Source organism: Candidatus Tisiphia endosymbiont of Beris chalybata (genome assembly GCF_964026555.1).
Classification (GTDB): Bacteria; Pseudomonadota; Alphaproteobacteria; order Rickettsiales; family Rickettsiaceae; genus Tisiphia.
In genome coordinates this window covers 721,385-743,418 of record NZ_OZ032159.1, presented here as the reverse complement: position 1 = coordinate 743,418, position 22,034 = coordinate 721,385, and the positions used below count along the sequence as shown (strand labels likewise).

The 22,034-nt window shown below is 34.8% G+C and carries 16 protein-coding genes; 4 read left to right on the top strand and 12 right to left on the bottom strand.

From position 1 onward, the window contains the following. Positions 1-100 precede the first annotated feature (100 nt). Complete coding sequence (rph, locus tag AAGD44_RS03575) at positions 101-823, bottom strand: ribonuclease PH (protein ID WP_341764585.1); 723 nt, start codon at positions 821-823, stop codon at positions 101-103. Positions 824-937: 114 nt separating this feature from the next. Here rph and grpE point away from each other — a divergent pair, with 114 nt between their 5' ends. Beyond that, the gene (gene grpE / locus AAGD44_RS03570; RefSeq protein WP_341764671.1) at positions 938-1,495 is read left to right on the top strand and encodes a nucleotide exchange factor GrpE; all 558 of its coding nucleotides are present in this window, start codon (positions 938-940) and stop codon (positions 1,493-1,495) included. Between the two features lie 21 nt (positions 1,496-1,516). Here grpE and AAGD44_RS03565 read toward each other — a convergent pair whose 3' ends face one another. Further along, complete coding sequence (locus AAGD44_RS03565; protein ID WP_341764584.1) at positions 1,517-4,879, bottom strand: hypothetical protein; 3,363 nt, start codon at positions 4,877-4,879, stop codon at positions 1,517-1,519. 576 nt (positions 4,880-5,455) lie between these two features. Here AAGD44_RS03565 and AAGD44_RS03560 point away from each other — a divergent pair. The 3 genes from AAGD44_RS03560 to AAGD44_RS03550 all read left to right on the top strand — a co-directional run bounded on the left by AAGD44_RS03560 (position 5,456) and on the right by AAGD44_RS03550 (position 9,744). Then, positions 5,456-5,863 (top strand): hypothetical protein, encoded by a 408-nt coding sequence (locus AAGD44_RS03560; protein WP_341764583.1) that lies wholly within the window; start codon positions 5,456-5,458, stop codon positions 5,861-5,863. Positions 5,864-5,950: 87 nt separating this feature from the next. Next, positions 5,951-7,054 carry an IS4 family transposase gene (locus AAGD44_RS03555; protein WP_341763462.1) on the top strand — a complete coding sequence of 368 codons (1,104 nt, stop codon included), beginning with the start codon at positions 5,951-5,953 and terminating at the stop codon, positions 7,052-7,054. Positions 7,055-7,059: 5 nt separating this feature from the next. Next, the gene (locus AAGD44_RS03550; RefSeq protein WP_341764582.1) at positions 7,060-9,744 is read left to right on the top strand and encodes an ankyrin repeat domain-containing protein; all 2,685 of its coding nucleotides are present in this window, start codon (positions 7,060-7,062) and stop codon (positions 9,742-9,744) included. A gap of 84 nt (positions 9,745-9,828) precedes the next feature. Here AAGD44_RS03550 and AAGD44_RS03545 read toward each other — a convergent pair whose 3' ends face one another. The 10 genes from AAGD44_RS03545 to secA form a co-directional block, all read right to left on the bottom strand. Continuing rightward, entirely contained in the window at positions 9,829-10,491 is a 663-nt protein-coding gene (locus tag AAGD44_RS03545) for a transaldolase family protein (protein ID WP_341764581.1), read from the bottom strand. 2 nt (positions 10,492-10,493) lie between these two features. Continuing rightward, positions 10,494-11,366, bottom strand: a complete 873-nt coding sequence (locus AAGD44_RS03540; protein WP_341764580.1) for a ParB/RepB/Spo0J family partition protein — start codon at positions 11,364-11,366, stop codon at positions 10,494-10,496. Further along, positions 11,363-12,127 (bottom strand): ParA family protein, encoded by a 765-nt coding sequence (locus AAGD44_RS03535; RefSeq protein ID WP_341764579.1) that lies wholly within the window; start codon positions 12,125-12,127, stop codon positions 11,363-11,365. Before AAGD44_RS03535 ends, AAGD44_RS03540 begins: the two co-directional genes overlap by 4 nt. Then, a complete protein-coding gene (gene rsmG, locus AAGD44_RS03530; protein WP_410520998.1) occupies positions 12,124-12,711 on the bottom strand; it encodes a 16S rRNA (guanine(527)-N(7))-methyltransferase RsmG in 588 nt (195 codons plus the stop codon). Before rsmG ends, AAGD44_RS03535 begins: the two co-directional genes overlap by 4 nt. Next, positions 12,711-14,561, bottom strand: a complete 1,851-nt coding sequence (gene mnmG, locus AAGD44_RS03525) for a tRNA uridine-5-carboxymethylaminomethyl(34) synthesis enzyme MnmG (protein WP_341764578.1) — start codon at positions 14,559-14,561, stop codon at positions 12,711-12,713. The genes rsmG and mnmG overlap by 1 nt, the downstream gene beginning before the upstream one ends. 287 nt (positions 14,562-14,848) lie before the next feature. Continuing rightward, complete coding sequence (gene ndk, locus AAGD44_RS03520; protein ID WP_341764577.1) at positions 14,849-15,271, bottom strand: nucleoside-diphosphate kinase; 423 nt, start codon at positions 15,269-15,271, stop codon at positions 14,849-14,851. A gap of 117 nt (positions 15,272-15,388) precedes the next feature. Next, positions 15,389-17,668 (bottom strand): NADP-dependent malic enzyme, encoded by a 2,280-nt coding sequence (locus AAGD44_RS03515; RefSeq protein WP_341764576.1) that lies wholly within the window; start codon positions 17,666-17,668, stop codon positions 15,389-15,391. A gap of 207 nt (positions 17,669-17,875) precedes the next feature. Continuing rightward, complete coding sequence (locus AAGD44_RS03510; protein WP_341764575.1) at positions 17,876-18,055, bottom strand: palindromic element RPE1 domain-containing protein; 180 nt, start codon at positions 18,053-18,055, stop codon at positions 17,876-17,878. Positions 18,056-18,302: 247 nt separating this feature from the next. After that, positions 18,303-19,235, bottom strand: coding sequence for an AEC family transporter (locus AAGD44_RS03505; RefSeq protein WP_341764574.1), 933 nt, complete (start codon positions 19,233-19,235; stop codon positions 18,303-18,305). 43 nt (positions 19,236-19,278) lie between these two features. Then, a complete protein-coding gene (gene secA, locus AAGD44_RS03500; protein ID WP_341764573.1) occupies positions 19,279-22,008 on the bottom strand; it encodes a preprotein translocase subunit SecA in 2,730 nt (909 codons plus the stop codon). Positions 22,009-22,034 lie beyond the last annotated feature (26 nt).

The following is a 22,034-nucleotide window of genomic DNA, read 5'->3' as shown; positions in this document are numbered from 1 at the left end:
TGCTCATATAAATGGTTCTTACATAAGCAATAACAGCAGGAATATAAACGCATAGTTAAGAAAATCAAGTAAATTAATATGTTATTAACTTTTTGATAATTTAGCGAATCCCTAATAATATTTTATTTTGGAGGTGAAAAAGCTCTGCGGTAGCACTATGCGCTAATTTTAGCATAGCGTTAAATTGTTCTTCAGAAAATGGTTCTTTTTCGGCAGTGCTTTGAATCTCTATTATATTCCCGTTATTGGCGAAAACAAAATTGGCATCAACTTCAGCATTACTATCTTCAAGGTAATCAAGGTCCACTATAGGCTCGCCCTTATATATACCACATGAGATGGCAGCTACTTGCTTAAGTAAAGGGTTGGTTTTAAGGATTTTTCTAGTCATTAATGAGCTAATTGCCAAATGAAGAGCTACATAACTGCCGGTGATTGCAGCGGTTCTAGTACCCCCATCTGCATTGATGACATCACAATCAATAATAAATTGTCTTTCCCCTAAAGCCGAAAGATCAATTGCAGAACGTAGCGATCTACCTATTAATCTCTGGATTTCTTGCGTTCTTCCTGATTGTTTGCCTTGAGCCGCTTCACGCCTTACTCGTTGATTAGTAGAGCTTGGTAACATTCCATACTCAGCACTTATCCATCCTTGATTTTGGCCGCGTAAGAATGAGGGTATAGTAGGTTCATAAGTAACACTACAAATAACATGGGTATTACCATATTTGATAAGACAAGAACCAGCGGCATTAAGAAGAATTGCTGGTTCGATGGAGATATTACGTAACTGATTGTTTTTGCGTTTAGAAGGTCTCATACATATTTCTTAATTACAATTGACTTGAAAATACAAAAATTTATACTATATGTAAAAAAACTAAACTTTTGCAAGAGAAAAGCTACATATATGGACAATCAACCAAAAAAAGATATGGATATTCAAGAATTACAATCTACTAGTGCAGCTCGAGAAAGCAACGAAACAGCTCAAGATTTAGATCTTACGGCATCAAAAGAGCAGCTAGTAGAAGTTACTAATTTAAAGAGCCAAGTGGAGATATTGCAAGATAAATTATTAAGGACAGTAGCAGAAGCAGAAAATACTAGAAAACGTTTGGAAAAAACAATTATCGATACCAGAGAATATGCAATTGTGGCTTTTGCTAAAGATCTACTAACGGTTAATGATAACCTTGCGAGAGCTCTGGAGCACAAGCCACAAGATATAGGAGAGGAAGCGGCTAATATTATTACTGGCGTCGAAATGACTAAAAGCGATTTAGTAAATATACTAAAAAAACATGGTTTAGAGGCAATAGAACCAATGCCAGGGGATAAATTTGACTGCAATATTCATCATGCTATTTCCCAAATAGCATCTAATGAATATGAACAAGATAGTATAATAGCCGTCATGCAGTTAGGGTATAAAATAAAAGACAGATTGCTGCGGCCTGCTATAGTGCAAGTGACAAAATTGCCAACATAATAATCTACCAACGCAATAATCTTAAGCGTCTTCTTTAGGTATATTTATGGCTCCTAAAGCACCAATTGTATCCTGGGCTGAAGAAGGGCTACGAAGGTTTTCAGCATCTTCAAGCTCCTCCTTTGAATCGAATGACGTATAGTTTGAAGGATACCCTGAGTCAGATGCTGCCTCAGGGCGTGGCACGCCTGACACCTCAAGTGATGACACAGGGCGCGGCTCAGGATCTAATATAGTACTCATGCCTGAGTCACGTCCTGATGACGCAAGATCTGGGATAATGCCTATGAACTCATCGTATTGCGCAGCGTCTATTTGCACATTCTCTGGCTCCTCATCTTGCTCATTGATTGATTGCAAGGCTGCTGAGTCACTCCCTAATTTAAGCTCTGGCACCTTAAATGATACAGCCAAGACTGAGCCATCAAGCTCTGGCTCACTGCTTATGACCTCACCGCCTGACTCATTGGATGCTCCAAAGCTACGAAAGTTTTGAATATAGTCTGATTCATTGGCTGGCAAATCGATTGAGGTGCCTAGGCCTGACTCAGGGCGTTCCTCAAGCTCTGGTACCTTAAGTGTTGCCAAGTCTGACCCATCAAGCCCTGGCTCTCTGCTTATGATCTCACCGCCTGACTCATTGGATGCTCCAAAGCTACGAAAGTTTTGAATATAGTCTGATTCATTGTCTGGCAAATCGATTGATGTACCTAGGCCTGACTCAGGGCGTTCCTCAAGCTCTGGCACCCTAAGCGATGCCGAGTCTGATACAGGGCGTCCCTCAAGCTCTACGTCTCTGTCTATGGCTTCATCATCTTGCTCATCGGTTGATTGCAAGGCTGCTGAGTCACCCCCTAACTTAAGCACTGGCACCCTAAGTGATATAGCCAAGATTGACCCATCAGGCTCTGGCTCTCTGTTTACGACCTCACCACTTGCCTCATTGGATATAGCAGAGTCGAAAAAACTCTTAAGATCTGGTAGTATATCTTCAAGTGTCTCATCGTATGACACAGCGGTTGAAGCAGCTCCTTGCTCACTACCCGAGGGCATATCTACCCTTTCGTCAAAAAAAGCCTGACAAAAATTGTCAAGCGCCTCTAATGGAGGCAAAGCGTTTGCCGCTAGAACATGTTTCACAGCGTTTGTAAGCTGCTCAACTGTAGAACATTCGCGTAATATTTTTAGATTCCACAATATAGTATAGTGTAAATTTAGTCTGATCACCTCTTGAGGTATGTCATTAAGTAACATTTCGTTTGGGCCGTTTAGGAAAGAAGGTGTTCCAAGACCATCAAGTAGGCCGCTACTACACAGCCTCTCCAACTGTTCCATTGTATTATAGTGTAGGTCCATAGATTTTCTACATATACCAGGACTACCAGCAGGCAAATTTTTCAAGTCAGTACGTTTCTGCTTGTATATGGAAAGAAATTGGCTAAGTTGATCACGAGACCGTTCGAATGCTGTATTCACATTATGATTTGCTCCATGAGGTTCTATTATTGCAGCCAAGTGATTAACTGGTTGATCATCTGGTGCTTCTATTGTTTTATCTTTCTCTAAATTCTCTACGCCTCTTTTTCTTCTCCGCCCTAATACAGAATCTTGTTGTTGTATCTCACCTATATTAGTTGTTGGAGTATAATGTGTATAGGGTTCTGTGGTTGTGACCAGGTAACAGGGATCCTTATTCCTATTTATATTCTCTATACCCCCTGCTCCCAGTATTATTGAAGTTTTTTGCTTAATATTCACTCTATCTGTTTTTGAAATACATAGAGAAGCTTTGAACTTATCCTGTAATACCGGCGTACCACCTCTAGAGGTATTTCCTAACTTATTATCCTCTCCATTAATTACTAGTGGCTCTGCATAAGTTAATTTATCTGATAATTTTACAGTCGGCATAATCTCCTGGTGTTTATGTCCAGCTAAATCTGCTAACAGAGAGGGGGGCATTTGGCGGGTAAATTCTAAACTCTGTATTAGATTTCGTGGGTAATTTACATCAACCAGGGAGTTTGCCGGCGTTCCTGTACGTGGGTCTGCAGCGCAGGGGAGTGGGCGCTGGGCTCTGAGTGCCGGTCCCTCGCGCCAATTACTCTCTCTAGTAGAATTATACAAGAGATCTAAGGTCTTAGTCAGCAAATCTAAAGAAGATATTTCTTGCTTCGTGTCTACTATATATGAGCTTAGAAAGCCATTTCTGTTAGCCTTACTAAGTATGTTATGTGTTATAGCTATAATAAATGGGGTTAATCTAGCTAGTATTAAATTATTTAATATATTATATGTAATATTGAGGTTTTTACTTGTTATTGCTTGCATCTTATATTGCAAATGCGAGGCAAGGCCAAGCTTAGTGATATCGTACATCTTCTGAGTACATATCTGGACCTCTATCTTCTGTAGCTCACGGTCTACTATTACGGTGTGCAGCGATTGATACCCATTGCTTTTAGGAAAAGTAATAAAATTTTTAAACCTATTGAGTATGACCTGATAATCATTATGGATCATTCTTAATATTTTATAACATTCAGTTTCCTTATTTACTATTATTCTAATACCAATAATATCGAATATTTTGTTTACCTCACTAGATTTATAAACTACCTTTTTCCAGATGGAGTATGAAGATTTAATTCTTCCATATACTTTATAACAGATATCTATACCCGATAAAATATTATGCAACTTATTAATTACTTCACTAACCAATAGTGGGTTATTTAGACATTGAGTTTCTAAAGTAGTATTGATAAAGTTATTTAATTTGGGTTGCAATATTTGAAAACAGACATCTTGTAAAGAAGTTTGTATATCTTCTATTTTTATTGCTTTTAATAACGGTACATAAATTTCACTTATTTCAAGCGCAATGAAATAATATTCCATATATGTTATTTTTGTAGAATATATTATTTTATCCAATAAATACCCAAATCTTATGAGTAAAATCCTGATACCTATATCTTGATTTATTGATAATAAAAATTGAAAGGCTTGAGACTGGTTAGGGTAATAATTTTTATTGTAAATTTCAAAAAATTTGTTTATTCCCTTAAATAGCTCCCATATTTCAACGCTATAATGTTGAGCGTTTATTAATTCTAACTTATTCTCCTTAGCGCTAAAAAACAGTAATGCGGTAATAACTGCATTACTGTCCGGGTATATGGAGGTAATTATTTTTGCTATTTTTAATGGGGTGTTTTTATTACTTTTAGAATATTGACGGTTAAAGGAGAGAGCTAAGCGCAATTTAGCTTCATCAAAATTAGGGTCAAATTTTTTTAGTGTTTCAGTGATAAATTGGAAAGTCATAAGTAAAGCCAGTGAGATTAGAGCGGTTAAGGTATTTAATACTCTTTTGCGCATCTGAATTGAGGCCCTCAAAGCTTCAAAACCTTAGCATTTACCTACCTTGCGCTGAACTAGGCTTGCTGCTGAATTCCGTTAAGTTTCAGTTCGTGATATCAAAACAAGTATATAATAAGTTGCGTTTTTTTACCAATTTACAACCTATTTATCTTTTTGTCTAGTAATATAATTTGAAGAAGATGGGGTACGTAAAACCCCATCATACTAAGGGACAGCTAAAGAGAGATAGACCACGTTCTGACGCAAAATTATCAACTAGCTGTAGGTATCTCCTCTAATAAAGAGTTGTTAAACGAAGGTCAACTTCAAGAAGAGCTAGGAGTGTCAAAGTCGAGAAGCGCAGCGTACTATATACGTGAGCATCGCAGCTCTTTAGACATGACGACGCCAATTTTTGAAGGACAGGCTTATATATGGAGATAGTCTATTAGCGATAGCTTAAACGTTGTAGTCGATGATTGTAACTGTAAATTGAATCTATGAATTTTCTAAGAGCTATTTTTCTATTTGACAAGTTATTTAATAAAGAGTAATTAATATGCCAAGCAGGCTAATTAATAAAAATTAATGAATATGAAAGATAATGAACTTAAGGATGCTGAGTTTGGAGATAAAATTCAACTATCTGGTGAAGAAGTACAGTTTGTAACAGATTTTATGTCGTTTATTAATTCTATTATTGAAGAAATGTTAAAATATAAGTTTCCTCTTCAATATTTTAAGCAATTAACAGCGGTAACATTTATCATTGATGCGTTAAACGGTAATAACAGCGATGGAGTGGACAAAGCTACTGGGCTAGAAGACATCATGGAGGAAGTGGAACAAATTAACTATGCTAAACTACAAATGGAAAAACTAAACACTACAAGGAAAAATGAAGACCCAGCTAAGCACGTTGATTTTGCATTGCTCCCAAAACTTTATGGCCATTGTGCTAATTTGCTAGAAAAAGAGATAGTAAACGATCTCAGTACATGACATAAAGGTTAACAAGGAAAAAAACAGTGGATAACGCATGATCAAAGTCCTATAACTTAAGTTGTCTAAGACTTAAGGAGAAGGAGAATGACTTCAGCGTTATCACAACTATTAGGAAACTATTTTTTTAAGAGTTTTGCAAGTATAAAATTAATCGAGCAGATAATAACAGGATTGTTCTATGTCAGAGATGTCAATCTTACTCAACTAGCTTTGGTAGTTCAAGGAGCTGGCAATGATAATTCTCGATATCGCAAACTACAAAGATTTTTTTCTGGCTTTAGTTTTTGTTATACTGCACTGGCTAAATTATTAGTAGCATTTGCCAAAATTGAATCAGAAAAATGGTTGTTGGCTTTGGATCGTACTAACTGGAAATTTGGCAAGCTTGATATCAATATTTTAGTATTATCAATCTGCCATAATGGCATAGCTATACCAATCATGTGGGACATGTTACCAAAAACTGGCGTTTCAAATAGTGGTGAACGTCAGAAATTAATAGGTAGATTTTTGCAAGTATTTGGAGTAGAAAAAATATCAGCATTGCTTGGAGATCGTGAATTTATCGGTGATGACTGGTTGAAATTTCTAGCAGATCGTAATATTCCATTTTATATAAGAATTAAGCAAAATTTAACTATTGGTAGATCAGAAAACGAATTAGTGACAGCAAATCCATTAGTAAAGAAGTTACAGAATAATGAATATAAAGTACTCAGAGGTAAGAGATATTTAGGTAAGAACTATAAAGGACCTAAAGTTTCTGTGGCTGCTTTGCGTAACGGAGAAGGAGAATTAGTAATTATAGCAACCAATGACAACCCCTATCAGGCCTTGGATATTTACAAAAAACGCTGGGAAATTGAAAATCTTTTTGCATGCCTTAAGACGCGTGGCTTCAACTTTGAAAATACCCATTTAGTACATTTGGATAGAATAAACAAATTATTAGGGATATTAGCTATAACTTTTACCTTTGCTTATACTGTGGGCTTATGGCGGCATTCTATCTGGCCTATAAAATTGAAAACTCACGGCAGAAAGGCTATGTCACCTTTTAGGTATGGACTTGATTACTTACGAAGAATATATTTAAACCAAGGGCAAATGTACAAGGAACTATCCAGCATTATTGATATATTTATCAAGCCTCTAATCCCCAAATTACCAACAATTATATCATGTTAACCTTTATGTCATGTACTGAGGTAAACGATATAAAAGATAAAATAGTCCAAGTAAATAGTTTCTCCAATAATAATAGGCCTCTCTCACCGCTCGCACCTTATATAGTCAATTCAGGACAATTTAGTGCTAGGAGCGATGGAGCGACATCTATATATAATAGGCAAGCGACAAGTGACAATGTCACCAACTGCTCATCAATTGACTATAAGACAATTGATGAGGATGAGGTGAGTAAAACCGTAGCACAGTCGAGTATAGCTAAAGCCCCCGCCCTAGATTCTATACATTCTATGGGCAAATTATCATTTCGATACGAGTGTCAACAGTGGTCTAATGATAGTAAGCAGCTAGCCTCCCCAGGCATGGACAGCCGGGAATTAGAGTATGCTACAAGCTTTCAGGCGGCAGAATCTGCCCAAGAGAAAGCCGTAATATTAAAAAATTATACGACTATATTAAAAGATGAGCTAACTCAAACAATACATAATGTAAGGCAAGCTATATATGATAAGAGAGCTACCCAAAATATAGCACGTGCAACTAGAAATGAAACAGATAGTAATGTAGTAACAGAACATCAATTAGTAAGTGAAGGGTTATTGACTCAGCGGGAAGCAGATTGGATTCCGTATGAAATATTAAATACTTATGCAACTCTTAACACTATTGATTTACAAAGAGAAGTAGGAAGATTATTTCGAGCTGCACGTTATTATTATAGTGAATTGAAGGGTGGCACTAAGCGTGGTATGGAAGAGCTAGGTAGCTTGTCTTATACTCAATGTTTTACTCTTATCCAGCCTAAAATCCTTGAGCTTCTTGAGAGGAAAAAAATTACTTTTGAAGATATACGTTACTTAGATAATAATGAGATAAATGCCTTATATACTACTATTAACAGAACATTATATAGTAGAGAGAAATATTCTTTTATAGGGCACATTATTAATGGCGGATTAATTTCTACGTTACAAAGGTTTGTTGATGCAAATGCTTCTAGTAATGAGGCTACTAAAGAAGAGCTTCGTTTAATATATGCATTTCTTACTAACAATACTGATGTTATAGAAAGCAGTAAGCAAAATGGGGTTAAACTATACAGTTATTTGAACAATTTAACATTAGCTCTGTATTATAACGACTGTCTGCCATTTAGTAATATTATACCGCTAGTTCCATTTTTAACAGATGTTAATGTTCCGAATCTTGATCAGGAAACATTACTATCACTAGCAATAAAAAACAATAATATAGAGCTTATTAAATCTCTAATTAATTATCACCATCAAACTATTGATATTAATGCTAGGAGCCGAGACGGTAAATCTGCGCTTCTGAATGCTATAATTGAAAATAATATAGAAATTATCAAAGCTTTATTATCTCATCCAAATCTTGAAATCAATAATCTTTTATTTACCTATGTAACAAATAAGGACGGCACAGAAATAGGCGAGCTATTCTTAAATCACCCCAATTTCGATATTAATGTCAATATAGTGAATGCTATACACGGACAAAATATGAAGCTATTATATTTTCTATTTTATCACCCTTCTTTTGATATAAATTTTGTATTCAAGACAGTAATCAGAATGTTAGATTCTTTAAGTGATTCTTATTTTACCTGGGCAAACAAACAGGAAATGAGTAATTTTGGGAACGATGTCGTAAGGCTTTTATTCTTTCGCCATGATTTTGATATCAATATTCAAGATGAAGACGGGGTGCCTTTAATAATAAGAGCCTTAAAGGTTAGTAAAAATATGTTTTCGCTACTTGTTGAGCATCCAAATTTTGATGTCAACATTACAGTTAATAGCTTAATTAGTTGTGCAAATCATGTAATAGGAGATACTAATGTAGCATCTCTTGCCTATGATCTTATTTTCCACTCAAATTTTTCCCCAAACATTCAAGATACCCAAGGCAACACCCCATTAATTAATGGGATAAAAATAGGTAACGAAGAGATAGTATTATACTTACTGCTCCACCCTGACATTGACTTAAATATCGCTAATCGAGAAGGGTTTACTCCTTTAATTCAAGCAGTTATATTAGGATATACTAATATAGTAAAGCGTTTAATTGGCTATCAAGACGAAGTAAATACTGATTTTGTAGAACTAGAGTCTTATGATAATAATATAAGGAGCAAAAAATATCCTAATGCTTTGAAGAAAGAAGAAGATAGTGATGGAGACATGTTTGAATATATTACTGTGACAACAACTGATACTTATATTACTGAAACCGACAAAGAAATTGATCCTTTTGAGTTATTTAATAATTTTCAAGAAACACGTATAGAAGAGTATAATGATGGGTTTGGCCCTTTTATTGCCCCACTTAAGGTACCGATTAAAATTAATATCAACATGCAGGATCAGCAAGGCCAAACTGCCTTGATGCATGCAGTAATAAACTGCCGCCAAGATATTATTGCAGCCCTATTGAGTATTAAAGACATTAATCTGGCCTTAAAAGATAATCAAGGTAATACAACTTTAATGTATGCAGCAATGACCGCAAAACGGGAAATAATTGAGGCATGCTATAATTATCAGATTTTGCAAGAGCATGAAACAACTATTTCTCCGTCTGATTTTGTTGATAATCATGATAATACTACCAGATACACAGAACTAACTGCGTTAATAATAGACGCTACTGATACAAATTACTAACGCAAGTTAGCAATAAATTTTTATAAAATTATCCTATCTTGCTTCGCTTACCTAATTCGTTTACAGAAAAGTTTTCAGACTAACTCATATTTTTAATCCGGAGTTACTCCAGTCATTGTTAAAAATTTCTAGCCCTGCTATGGTTAATGGATGGGTTAGTAATTGTTTAATAATTTTGCCTGACATTGTCGCTACATCTGCTCCTATCCTAGCACATTGCGCCACATGGCTTGTGTTACGTATTGAAGCAGCGAGAATTTTTGTGCGCCACTGCTCTCTATCTTGATAATTATCATACATCTGTCGTATATTATTTATCAAACTAATGCCGTCTTGGCCTATATCTTCTAGTCTACCTATAAAAGGTGATATGTAGGCGGCTCCTGCTTTAGCCGCAATAAGCGCTTGATTCGTAGAAAAACATAAAGTCATATTTACTTTTCTCTCTCTACCCGCAAAATACCTACACGCTTTAATACCTTCCCAAGTCATAGGTAGTTTTAGCACAATATTATTAGCTATTTCTAAAATTTTATTTCCTTGTTTAACCATACTATCAAAATCATTCGCGGTTACCTCAATGCTTATATCTGTGTGGATAATTTGGCATATTTGGGTAATTGTAGACCTAAAGTCATATTTTGTTTTAGAGAATAAAGAGGGGTTGGTAGTGAGTCCTTCAATTATACCTAATTGATTAATCTCTCTAATTTCTTCAATATCCGCACTATCTAAAAATATTTTCATTTTTAACCTAGTTTTGATAAAATTAAATCTAGTTCTTCTAAGGTCCCATAGTGGAATACTAATCTACCGCCGATCGGATAAACTTCAATAGTTATTTTTACATTAAATTTTTCTGATAATGATTTTGCCAATAATTGTAGATCATTATCTTTACTTATTTCCTTTAAAAATTTTTGTCCTATCCGTTTATCCCCAGCTGGTGATTGGGTATACTCGTTTTTAGCCCAGTTTTTTACTATTTCTTCAGTTTGTCTGACGTTCAATTCTTTTTCAATAATATGCGCGGCAATTAATTCTGCTTGTTCATGATTTACTAAACATCGAGCATGTCCCATACTTAATAGCCCTTCATTTACCTGAGCTTTTATAGAATTTGGCAGCTGATTTAATCTTAATAAGTTAGCTATATGGCTACGGCTTTTACTAATTTTCTCTGCTAATTGTTCCTGGGTATAGCCAAATTCTTTAATTAACCGCATAAACCCTTCTGCTTCTTCTATAACTGATAATCCTTCTCTTTGGATATTTTCAATCAAAGCTACTTCTATGATTTCTTTATCTTCTAATTCCTTTATTATTACAGGAATATCGTAAATTTTTGCTATTTTACAAGCACGCCACCGCCTTTCACCCGCTACAATTTTATACTTTCCACCATTAATTGGGCTAACAATAATAGGTTGTAATAAACCATTATTACTTATAGAATCTGCTAATTCTTTTATTTTATCATACTCAAATTTTTTCCTAGGTTGTTCATTATTCGCTTCAATTTTAGCTATGTCTATAATCTTTACTAGCTCTTCTGTTGCTAAGGTAAAGACGTCTTCTCCTAACAGCGCAGATAATCCTTTCCCTAATCCTTTATTTTTCATAGGCTTCTATCTAAAATTTCTCTTGTTAATTCCATATAAGCAATAGATCCTAAACATTTATGATCATAAATAATTGCCGGCTGACCAAATGATGGCGCTTCAGATAGTTTGATATTTCTAGGAATTACTGTTTTAAAGACTAATTTTCCTAAATACTTTCTTACATCTTCTTCCACTTGCTCAGTAAGACGATTGCGCTTATCATACATAGTAAATAAAATACCAATAATTTTTATTTTAGGATTTAATTTTTTTTCTATAATTTCGATTGTTTTCAATAAATGGCTTAGTCCTTCCAATGAATAAAAATCGCATTGCATAGGGATTAATACTTCGTCACATGCTACCAAAGCATTAACCGTAAGTAAATTAAGAGAGGGAGGGCAATCTATAATAATGTAATCATATTTTGTTCCTAATTTTCTTAATGAAATTGATAAAGAATATTCTCTGTTTTGTAAATTCAACAAATCGGCTTCTGCCCCTGATAAATTAGTATTAGAAGAAATTAAATGTAAATTTGGTATGTTAGTATCCATTATCGCTTCTTCAGCGCTTTTTATTCCAATTAATACTTGATAAATAGTCACTTTTCTATCAGCATGTTTAATCCCAAACCCTGTACTAGTATTCCCTTGGGGATCAAGATCTATTACTAGAATTTTTTTATCCATTACCGATAAAGCGGTTGACAAATTTACACTAGTAGTAGTTTTAGCGACCCCTCCTTTTTGATTTACTATAGCAATTATTTTAGTCATGCAATATTTTTTACATTATGAATTTCTAGTATTTTACTATCCTTAGAACTTATACTATCATATGTCAAATAATAAAAAGACCATTTTTTCTGCGCTTCATCAATTTCTTTTTGATATTCTGCGCCTTTAAGCAATAGATATTTCGTTTTTACTTTAATATTCTGCGTATAATTGAACAGCTTCTCGAGAGATGCACAAGCTCTGGAAGTTAATATATCGCAAGTTAACGCTAAATTTTCTATTCTTTGATTTATTATATTGATTTTATTATCACAAATTTTAGAAGCTTGTAATAAAAAAATTGACTTCCTAACATCCGATTCAACTAAAGTGACGTTTTTTACTCCGCCAATAGATAATACTATACCAGGAAAACCGCCACCTGTTCCTACATCTAATAAGTGTATATCGGGGTTATCTATATATTGCATTAACTGTAAAGAATCCCAGATATGCCTTGCCCATAATTCCTTCTCACTTTTATAGGACACTAAATTAATAGTTTTATTCCATTTTAATATTAGTAATTGATATCTATTTAACGCATCTATTGTTTCACGTGGAACATTTGCAATATCATACATCAATTTTTATGTCTTGTTTTAATATAAATTATAAGAGCGGTTAATGCAGCGGGAGTAATACCGGATATCCTTCTAGCTGCCCCTATAGTAGCAGGCTTATAATAATGAAGCTTCTCTCTTACTTCGGTAGATAAATTAGGGATCAGCGAATAATCCATATTCCCATCTATAAGTTCTTTTTCTTCTTCCATAAATAACTTAATGTCTGTACTTTGACGTATCAAATAAGAAGAATATTTTGATTCTATACAAATAAAATTAAGTATTGTTTTATCTATTGCGGACAATGCAGGAAAAATTTCAAGTATTTGACTTAACTTTAACGTTGGAAAACCTAATAATTCAAAGGCAGTTTTATATGCCCCATCTTGAGATACTAGCACCCCCAAATTCATTAATTTAGTAGTAGTAATAGAAAGTTTTTGGGTAATTTCTTTAGCCGCCTTAAGCGCTGCATATTTCTTAACAAAAATTTGTTTACGCAATTCGCATGCCAAGCCTAGCTCTATAGCCTTTGGAGTCAACCTGAAATCTGCATTATCCGCCCTAAGCGAGAGCCTATACTCTGACCTAGAAGTAAACATTCTATAAGGTTCTATCGTACCAAGGGTGATTAAATCATCAATCATTACCCCAATATACGAATCAGCTCTTGTTAAAATAAAATAAGTTTGATTTTTTACAGATAAAGCGGCGTTAATACCGGCGACTAACCCTTGCCCTGCTGCTTCCTCATAGCCGGTAGTGCCATTAATCTGGCCAGCAAAATACAAACCTTTAACTTTTTTTGTTTCAAGAGTTGCACTTAATTCTCTAGGATCTACATAGTCATACTCTATTGCATAGCCTGGCCGTAACATAACTGCCTTTTTAAGGCCCGGGATGGTTGCAAGTAATTGTAGCTGCACCTCAGCAGGTAATGAGGTAGATATGCCATTTGGATATATAGTGTAATCATCCAAACCTTCTGGTTCTAAAAATATTTGATGACTTAATTTAGAACTAAATCGGACTACTTTATCTTCTATAGACGGACAATAGCGTGGGCCTATTCCTTCTATTTGGCCAGAATACATAGCAGATTTCTCTAAGTTATTTTTAATAATCTCATGAGTTTGCTCAGTGGTTCTAGTAATAAAACAATTTATTTGTTTCACTTTTACAGCTTCTGTAAGCTGCGAAAAAGGGACAGGATATTCATCTCCTGGCTGTATCTCTACTTCATTATAATCAATTGTTCTACTATCTATTCTTGGAGGCGTGCCTGTTTTCAGTCGGCCTAGAGCAAATCCTAATCTCCTTAATGTATTGGATAATCCATAAGATGGGTTTTCGTCTACTCTACCTGCAGGTATTTTGTGAGCTCCAATATGTATCAACCCTGACAAAAAAGTACCAGTAGTTAATATAGCTGTTTGACACTTGATTCTAGTGCCGTTATCTAGGAGTACCGCTTTTATTTTATAATCACAAACCTCTATATCCTCTACAGAAGCATACATAATAGTTAAGTTTGGCTGATTGATTAAAACCTCATACATAGCTTTTTTATAAAGTTTCCTATCAGCCTGCGCCCTAGGCCCCCAAACCGCTGGGCCCCTACTTGCATTTAACATTCTATAATGGATACCCGCCTGATCTATTACGCTGCCCATAAGGCCCCCTAGCGCATCTACCTCTTTTACTAATGTACCTTTTGCTACTCCTCCTATTGCAGGATTACAGGACATTTCTCCAATATTACCTATTTTTAAAGTGATTAAGAGGGTATCTATCCCAAGACGTGCTGACGCTGAAGCGGCTTCACAACCGGCATGTCCCCCTCCAATCACTATAACGCTGTATTTCATATATACTCAATGGATGTCAAGAAACTTCATTTTATTTGGCAGGGTGAGTGAGCGCAGGGTACAAAGTAGTACATAAACACGCAAATTCCTGATCAAATGAAATAATAACCCTTGCAAAACGAAGAGTATGATAATTTTTGTAAATATTCGCATAAATCGTATTATATTTAATTGTCTTTAAAGTAGTACCATTAGTGATTAAACAAGAATCCTGACCCTACAAAAAATTAGCTGGACATGTTAACTTGAAGGGCGCTTGGGGTAGCAAGACAGTTAATTATATAAAATTAACCCAAGATTTCATCACGCTTAAAAAAGAAATTTATTTCTCTTTGAGCACTATTTAAATTATCAGACCCATGAATACTATTTGCTTCAATGCTTTCTGCATAATCTTTTCTAATCGTTCCCAGCTTGGCTTCATCCGGATTAGTAGCGCCCATTATCTCACGATTTTTTAAGACTGCATTTTCTCCTTTAAGTACTTGTAATACCACAGGGCCAGATGTAATATATTTTATCAAGCTATTGAAAAACCCTTTAGATTTATGCTCTTGGTAAAAATCTTCTGCTTGTTCTTGCGTTAAAACAATCATTTTTTGCGCTACTATTTTTAGTTCTTCCTTTTCTAAATAAGAATTAATTTTACCAATTAAATTTCTTTTTGTAGCATCGGGCTTAATCATTGAAAACGTATATTCTTGAGACACAATAAACCTTATTATATTTTATCCTCAATATTTATATAGTTTTTTAATTTTAGCAAGTAAATTCTGCGCGTTCAAAGCTAATGTAAGAACCTAGAGGATCTTTGACGATCAGCACAGTTAAATAACTTTATTATTTATTGAGTCCATACAAGCAAATGTTGCAAATTTTATTATTTCACTAGCGGACATTCCCATTTGTAATATTTGTACTGGATATTGTAATCCACTAATTATTGGACCTATAAAAATACCACCTGCTAGTTCTTGCAGTAATTGAGTTGAGATTCTTGCTGAATGCATACCTGGCATGATTAAAACGTTGGCAGGGCCAGATAACCTACAAAACTGATATAAAGTACGTAAATTAGGGTTCAACGCTACCTCAGCAGACATTTCCCCATCATATTCAAAATCTAATTTCATACTATCTAAAATCTTAATAGCTTCTCTTATTCTATTGGTATTTTCTCGTATAGGATTACCAAAGGTAGAAAACGAAAGTAGAGCTGCTCTTGGGTTCATCCCCATATTTTTTGCTATGCTAGCAGTTTGCAAAGTAATCTCTACTAGATCATGTTCATTTGGTAGCTCGGAAATACTATTATCAGCGATAATTATATTATGCTCTTTAGAAATCATGATTGAGTAACCTAAAATTCTATTATTTTCTTTAGCGTCCATTATTTTCATAATATCTTCTAAATTATTATAATAGCTTTGCGTTATCCCCGTAACCATACAATCTGCCTCTTGACAAGCTATCATACAGGCTGAAAAGATATTTTTATTACTTTTGACTAACCTGGCACAATCACGGTATAAATATCCCATACGCTGTAGTCTACTGTAGAGCTTCTCTATATATTGATCAAGATTAGGATTAATAGCAGCATTCATTATAGTAATACCTGCTAAATTATCTTTTAACTTCATTTTCTCTAAAGTAGCAAATATCTTCTCAGCCCTGCCAACAAGTATAGGAATAGCGTAAGAAGCATCACGCATCATAATAGCGGCCATAATAACCTCTTCCTCTTCTCCTTCCGCAAACACTATTTTTTGGAGAGGAGAAGCATAAATTTTTTCCAGTAATAAGTTCATGTAATGGGAAGTAGGATTTAACCTGCTTTCTAGTTCTTTTTTATATTTCTGAAGGTTAAAAACAGGAATTTTTGCAACCCCACTATCTATAGCTGCTTTAGCTACTGCTATTGGAATAGTAGTAATTAATCTTGGATCAAATGGGACCGGAATAATATAATCTGGTCCAAAACTCATTTTTCTACCAGCGTATGCTTTATAAACTTCGTCAGGCACAGGTTGCCTTGCTAATTCAGCTAAGGCATAAGCCGCAGCTATCTTCATTTCTTGATTAATAGTCGTAGCTCTAACATCCAAAGCCCCACGAAAAATGTATGGGAACCCCATAACATTATTGACCTGATTATTATAATCAGAACGCCCGGTCGCAATAATTGCATCACTTCGTACCGCTTTTACTTCTTCCGGCGTAATTTCTGGGTCAGGATTTGCCATAGCAAAAATGATAGGATTTGCTGCCATAGAAGCCACCATTTCTTTAGTAATTACTCCTTTAGTTGATAATCCTAATAATATATCCGCAGACTTCATTGCCTCACTCAAGGTTCGTAAATTAGTCTCAGCTGCATATAATTCCTTCCATTTATTCATTCCGTCTTGCCGCCCCTTATATACTACCCCTTTAGTATCACATAAAATAATATTTTTACTATCAGCCCCAATAGCAATTAATAAGCCGATACAGGCAATTGCAGCGGCCCCTGCTCCATTTACTACAATTTTCATGTCATTAAAAGAACGGTTAGTAAGGTAAGCAGCATTAATAAGGCCCGCAGCAGTGATGATAGCTGTTCCATGCTGATCATCATGAAAGACTGGGATCTGCATACAATTCTTTAATTTTTCTTCAATTATAAAACACTCAGGAGCTTTAATATCCTCTAAATTAATCCCTCCAAAACTATAATTCAGGTATTTTACTACGTTAACAAACTCATCGGGATCACTAGTATCTACCTCAAGATCGATAGAATCAATATCAGCAAAATTTTTAAATAAAACTGCTTTTCCCTCCATTACCGGCTTGGAGGCAGCTGCTCCTAAATTACCAAGTCCAAGAACTGCGCTACCATTGGTTATTACTGCAACTAAATTGCCTCGTGCTGTATATTTGTAGATATTATCTATATCTTTAGCAATTTCAAGACATGGGGCAGCCACACCTGGTGAATAAGCTAAAGCTAAGTCTTGCTGTGTAATTAAAGATTTAGTTGGAACAATAGCAATTTTACCAGGTCTATCTTTTTGATGATATTCTAAAGCTCTCTTATAATTCATTTTATTCATTTCATCCATAGTTAAACCTTTCTAACAAAATTGAGGAATTATTGAGACTTCCTGCATAAGTCGATCTAGTTGGTGATTTTGTCGTCAAAACTTGCCTCCGCTCCTCATATACATTTAAGTACTACTTTGGTGCTCAGCTGCGTTTTGCCTAAAAATCCTTTAACTATTTTTCGACTTATGCAGGAAATCTATTAAAGCAATTATTAAAAACACTTCTTACATACTTCGCATCGAGCAGAGAATTTGAAGGAACTCTATTAGACCTCTTGCATAACCTAATCTAATTGGTAATTTTGTCGTCGAAACTCCTCTCTGTTCCTCACGTACGTCTATGTACGCTGCGGTACTCGACTTCGTTTCTCCTAAAAATTCTTCAATTATCTTTAGGTTATGCAAGAGGTCTATTATTTAAATCAGCAATTTGATATAAAAATAAATAACCTGGATCATTATTTTTGTAGCAAATTAAGGTGATATATAGTAGGCAAATAAGATCAATAACTAGCTTCTGTGAAGGTTTCTATGTAATGGTCGATTTTGTCGTTATTTTCGTTTTCGAATCCTCACGTACATTTAGTATGCTGCAGTTTTGTGAGCAAAAATGCCTATAAATCTACTCATTACATAGAAACCTTCGCAGAACCTAACCCCATAAATACATAAGCACTGATAATGAGATTACTGAAAAAAGTGTTGTAAAAGTAATAATTGATGCCATAGATTCGGGGTCCCCACCAAGCTGACGGGATAAGACATAAGCAGTACTAGCGCATGGTAAACAACTATATAACACACCAATTGACTTTGCGGGTCCTGTAATAGACATTAATGACAACACTATTACGGTAACAATAGGAAAAGCTACTAATTTAACAAAGCTAGTGAATAATACATTATGTAACAGTTCTCCTCGCATTGCAAACTTAAGGCCTGCTCCTACATTCAACATACCTATGGCTAAAGCTGAGTCCGATAGAGTGGATAAAGTCTTTTTTATCCCTATATATAATTCCAAATTAGAATAATTAAATAGAAACCCCACTATACTAGCTATAATTAAAGGATTTTGTAATATCAATTTCACCATTAATATAAAACTAGCGCGCGGACTTTGAGCAAGAGAACTATCTGGAATATAGCGAGCAAAAATCATTACGGAAATGATGTTAGTAAAGATAATCATATATGATGAAATCACTGATACTATAGCAAGACCATTTACTCCTAAAAGAGGACTACTAATAGCAAAAAAGATATAGCTATTATAACGCACTGCCCCTTGGAATATCGAAGTAAATTGAATTTTATCAAAGTTAGTTTTTTTTTGATAAATAATTAGCCCTAATGAAATAATACCAGTTGAGATCATCAAGGCAAGAACAAGACGGATAATCGCTTCAGCACTTAGGTCAGCTACAGAAATATAATTAAATAGCATAATTGGAAAAAGAAAAAAATATGATAATTTTTCTAACCCTCTCCAAAATTCTTCAGAGGTTAACCATTTTCTTTTGATAATACTGCCAAGAAGGGTGATCAAAAGAATAGGTAATGTACTAGAGAAAATTTCGTTCATCAGCCTAACTCATTAACCTTTGATTAAAATTATCACAAAGAATTTATTCATTATTCCCATGACAATATTTATATTTTTTACCCGAACCACAAGGACACAATTCGTTGCGAGCTACTTTACCCCAACTTGTGGGATCAGAGTGTATTCTATCTTCTGGATTTACATGTGTTTTAATAGTTTTAACTTGGGTTTCCATACTAACTCCCGAATTATATTTACTAAAAGCAGGATCTTCTCTAGTTTCCCGCATCATCTGCAGTTTTTTATTTTCCAAGGATATCGTGTCTTTATAAGTATGGCTAGTATCTATATGCAAATGACAGACTCTCTGTATAAATAGCTCTTTTAAATTATTTAGCATTTGCTCAAATAAATAGAATGCTTCTCTCTTATATTCATTGAGAGGATCTTTTTGAGCATAAGCTCTTAATGAGATACCTTGACGTAAATGATCCAGGTTATGTAAATGATCTTTCCATACTTGATCTAAAGTGGTCAATAAAATATACTTAATGGCATCATTCATTAAATCTACACCATATGCTTCTGTTTTAACAAGATATAAATCTTCAACCATTTGGGCAATATTGGATATTACCTCTATTTCAGTAACATTAGCTGTTGTTATTGTGTCGAGCTCTAACTTTAATGCAAAAACACGCTGTAATTCTCCTACTAAACCCCCTACATCCCAATCTTCTCTATACGATCCTGGTGGTAGAGAAATTAGTACTATTTTCTCTACCATTTCTTTTGTCATGTCATTTAAGAAGAGCCGGGGATCTTTTGCTGCAATAATATCTGTCCGCTGTTCGTAAATTATTTTGCGCTGATCGCTCATGACATCGTCAAAGCGTAATAAATTTTTACGTATTTCATAATTATGCGCTTCAACTTTCTGCTGTGCTTTTTCAAGTGAACGACTAATCATAGGGTGGTGAATAGCTTCACCATCCTTTAATCCTAAGGTACGTAAAACTCCAGAAATACGGTCCGAAGCAAAAATACGCATTAAATCATCTTCTAAAGATAAGAAAAATTTTGTATTACCTGGATCGCCTTGTCTACCTGCTCTTCCTCTTAGTTGATTATCTATTCTACGGCTTTCATGCCTTTCGGTGCCTATAACAAATAGCCCCCCTGCTTCTATCACCCGCTTCTTTTCCTCTGCAGTTTCATCGGTTATTTTCTTTACTTCTAATTGATACTCGTTGTGTGGTAATTGCTTAAATGAGAGTTGTTCTATTAACATTGCTGGATTACCCCCAAGCATAATATCAGTCCCACGTCCTGCCATATTTGTAGCAATCGTGATGGCTTTAAGGCGCCCTGCTTGAGCGATAATAAAAGCCTCCTGTTGATGGAATTTGGCGTTTAAAACATTATGTAATATTTTATTTTTATTAAGCAAGGTGGAAATTTCTTCAGACTTCTCTATACTAACCGTTCCTACTAAAACTGGTTGTCCACGCTCGTAACAATCTTGTATTAGCTTGATTATAGCTGCATATTTTTCTTGTTTACTACCATATACTTCATCGTCATGATCAACCCTAGTGATAGGTTGATGGGTAGGAACAGCTAGTACATCAAGATTATATATATCTTTCAGCTCAGCAGCCTCAGTAACAGCCGTACCAGTCATGCCAGACAATTTAGGGTAATTCCTAAAATAATTTTGAAAAGTAATAGAAGCTAAAGTTTGATTTTCATTCTGTACTACTACATATTCTTTTGCTTCTAATGCTTGATGTAGACCTTCAGAATATCTTCGTCCTCCCATGACGCGCCCAGTGAATTCATCAATAATCATTACTTTACCATCACGTATTAAGTAATCCACATCGCGATTAAAAAGATGGTGAGCTCTTAGCGACTGATTAATATAATGAACTAGCTTTAAATTTTCTAAATCATATAAACTTGAACCATTTTTAATCAATATATTATCGACCAACATTGATTCTATATGAGTAATGCCGTTTTCAGTGAGATTAACTGTCCGTAATTTTTCATCTTTTTCATAATCTTCATCTTTAAATTGGCGGACTAATTTATCAATTTTAGTATATAAATCTGATATATCATCTACCGGCCCTGAGATCACTAAGGGTGTTCTTGCCTCATCAATTAAAATTGAGTCAGCTTCATCAATAATAGCAAAATTAAAAGGGCGTAGCACCTTAGAATCTTCGCTATACTTCATATTATCTCTTAGGAAATCAAATCCTAGCTCATTATTAGTAGCATAGGTAATATCTGCCAGATAGGCCTCACGCCTCTCATCATCACTAATATTCGCTACAACACAGCCAACAGATAACCCTAAAAAATTATAAATTTTCCCCATGCCTTCAGAATCACGTTTAGCCAAATAATCATTTACAGTAACCACATGAACCCCTTTACCAGTAAGCGCATTAAGGTAAGCAGGCAATGTGGCTACCAATGTTTTACCTTCGCCTGTACGCATTTCGGTAATCATCCCGCGATGTAATATTAATCCACCAATTAACTGAACATCAAAATGCCTTATTCCATAAATCCTTTTTGTCGCTTCACGAACAACGGCAAAAGCCTCATAAGTTAGATTATCTAATGGTTCCCCCTTTGTTAACCTTCCTTTAAATAATTCTGTTTTATGTTTTAATTCGTCATCAGAAAGCCTTTGGGTTTCTGGCTCTAACAAATTAATTTTTTCAATTTCTAATGATAGTTTTTTAATAGATCTATCATTAGCTGTCCCAAATAGCTTTGTAAGTAGAGAAAACATTTAAATCCTAGAGTATGAATACAAAT

Excerpts from the sequence above, each read along its gene's own strand:
- AAGD44_RS03555 (WP_341763462.1), top strand. The coding sequence starts at position 5,951 with ATGACTTCAGCGTTATCACAACTATTAGGAAACTATTTTTTTAAGAGT.
- AAGD44_RS03545 (WP_341764581.1), bottom strand. The coding sequence starts at position 10,491 with ATGAAAATATTTTTAGATAGTGCGGATATTGAAGAAATTAGAGAGATT.
- grpE (WP_341764671.1), top strand. The coding sequence starts at position 938 with ATGGATATTCAAGAATTACAATCTACTAGTGCAGCTCGAGAAAGCAAC.
- AAGD44_RS03550 (WP_341764582.1), top strand. The coding sequence starts at position 7,060 with ATGTCATGTACTGAGGTAAACGATATAAAAGATAAAATAGTCCAAGTA.
- AAGD44_RS03505 (WP_341764574.1), bottom strand. The coding sequence starts at position 19,235 with ATGAACGAAATTTTCTCTAGTACATTACCTATTCTTTTGATCACCCTT.
- AAGD44_RS03560 (WP_341764583.1), top strand. The coding sequence starts at position 5,456 with ATGAAAGATAATGAACTTAAGGATGCTGAGTTTGGAGATAAAATTCAA.
- secA (WP_341764573.1), bottom strand. The coding sequence starts at position 22,008 with ATGTTTTCTCTACTTACAAAGCTATTTGGGACAGCTAATGATAGATCT.
- rsmG (WP_410520998.1), bottom strand. The coding sequence starts at position 12,711 with ATGTATGATATTGCAAATGTTCCACGTGAAACAATAGATGCGTTAAAT.
- AAGD44_RS03535 (WP_341764579.1), bottom strand. The coding sequence starts at position 12,127 with ATGACTAAAATAATTGCTATAGTAAATCAAAAAGGAGGGGTCGCTAAA.
- AAGD44_RS03540 (WP_341764580.1), bottom strand. The coding sequence starts at position 11,366 with ATGAAAAATAAAGGATTAGGGAAAGGATTATCTGCGCTGTTAGGAGAA.
- AAGD44_RS03515 (WP_341764576.1), bottom strand. The coding sequence starts at position 17,668 with ATGGATGAAATGAATAAAATGAATTATAAGAGAGCTTTAGAATATCAT.
- AAGD44_RS03565 (WP_341764584.1), bottom strand. The coding sequence starts at position 4,879 with ATGCGCAAAAGAGTATTAAATACCTTAACCGCTCTAATCTCACTGGCT.
- mnmG (WP_341764578.1), bottom strand. The coding sequence starts at position 14,561 with ATGAAATACAGCGTTATAGTGATTGGAGGGGGACATGCCGGTTGTGAA.
- rph (WP_341764585.1), bottom strand. The coding sequence starts at position 823 with ATGAGACCTTCTAAACGCAAAAACAATCAGTTACGTAATATCTCCATC.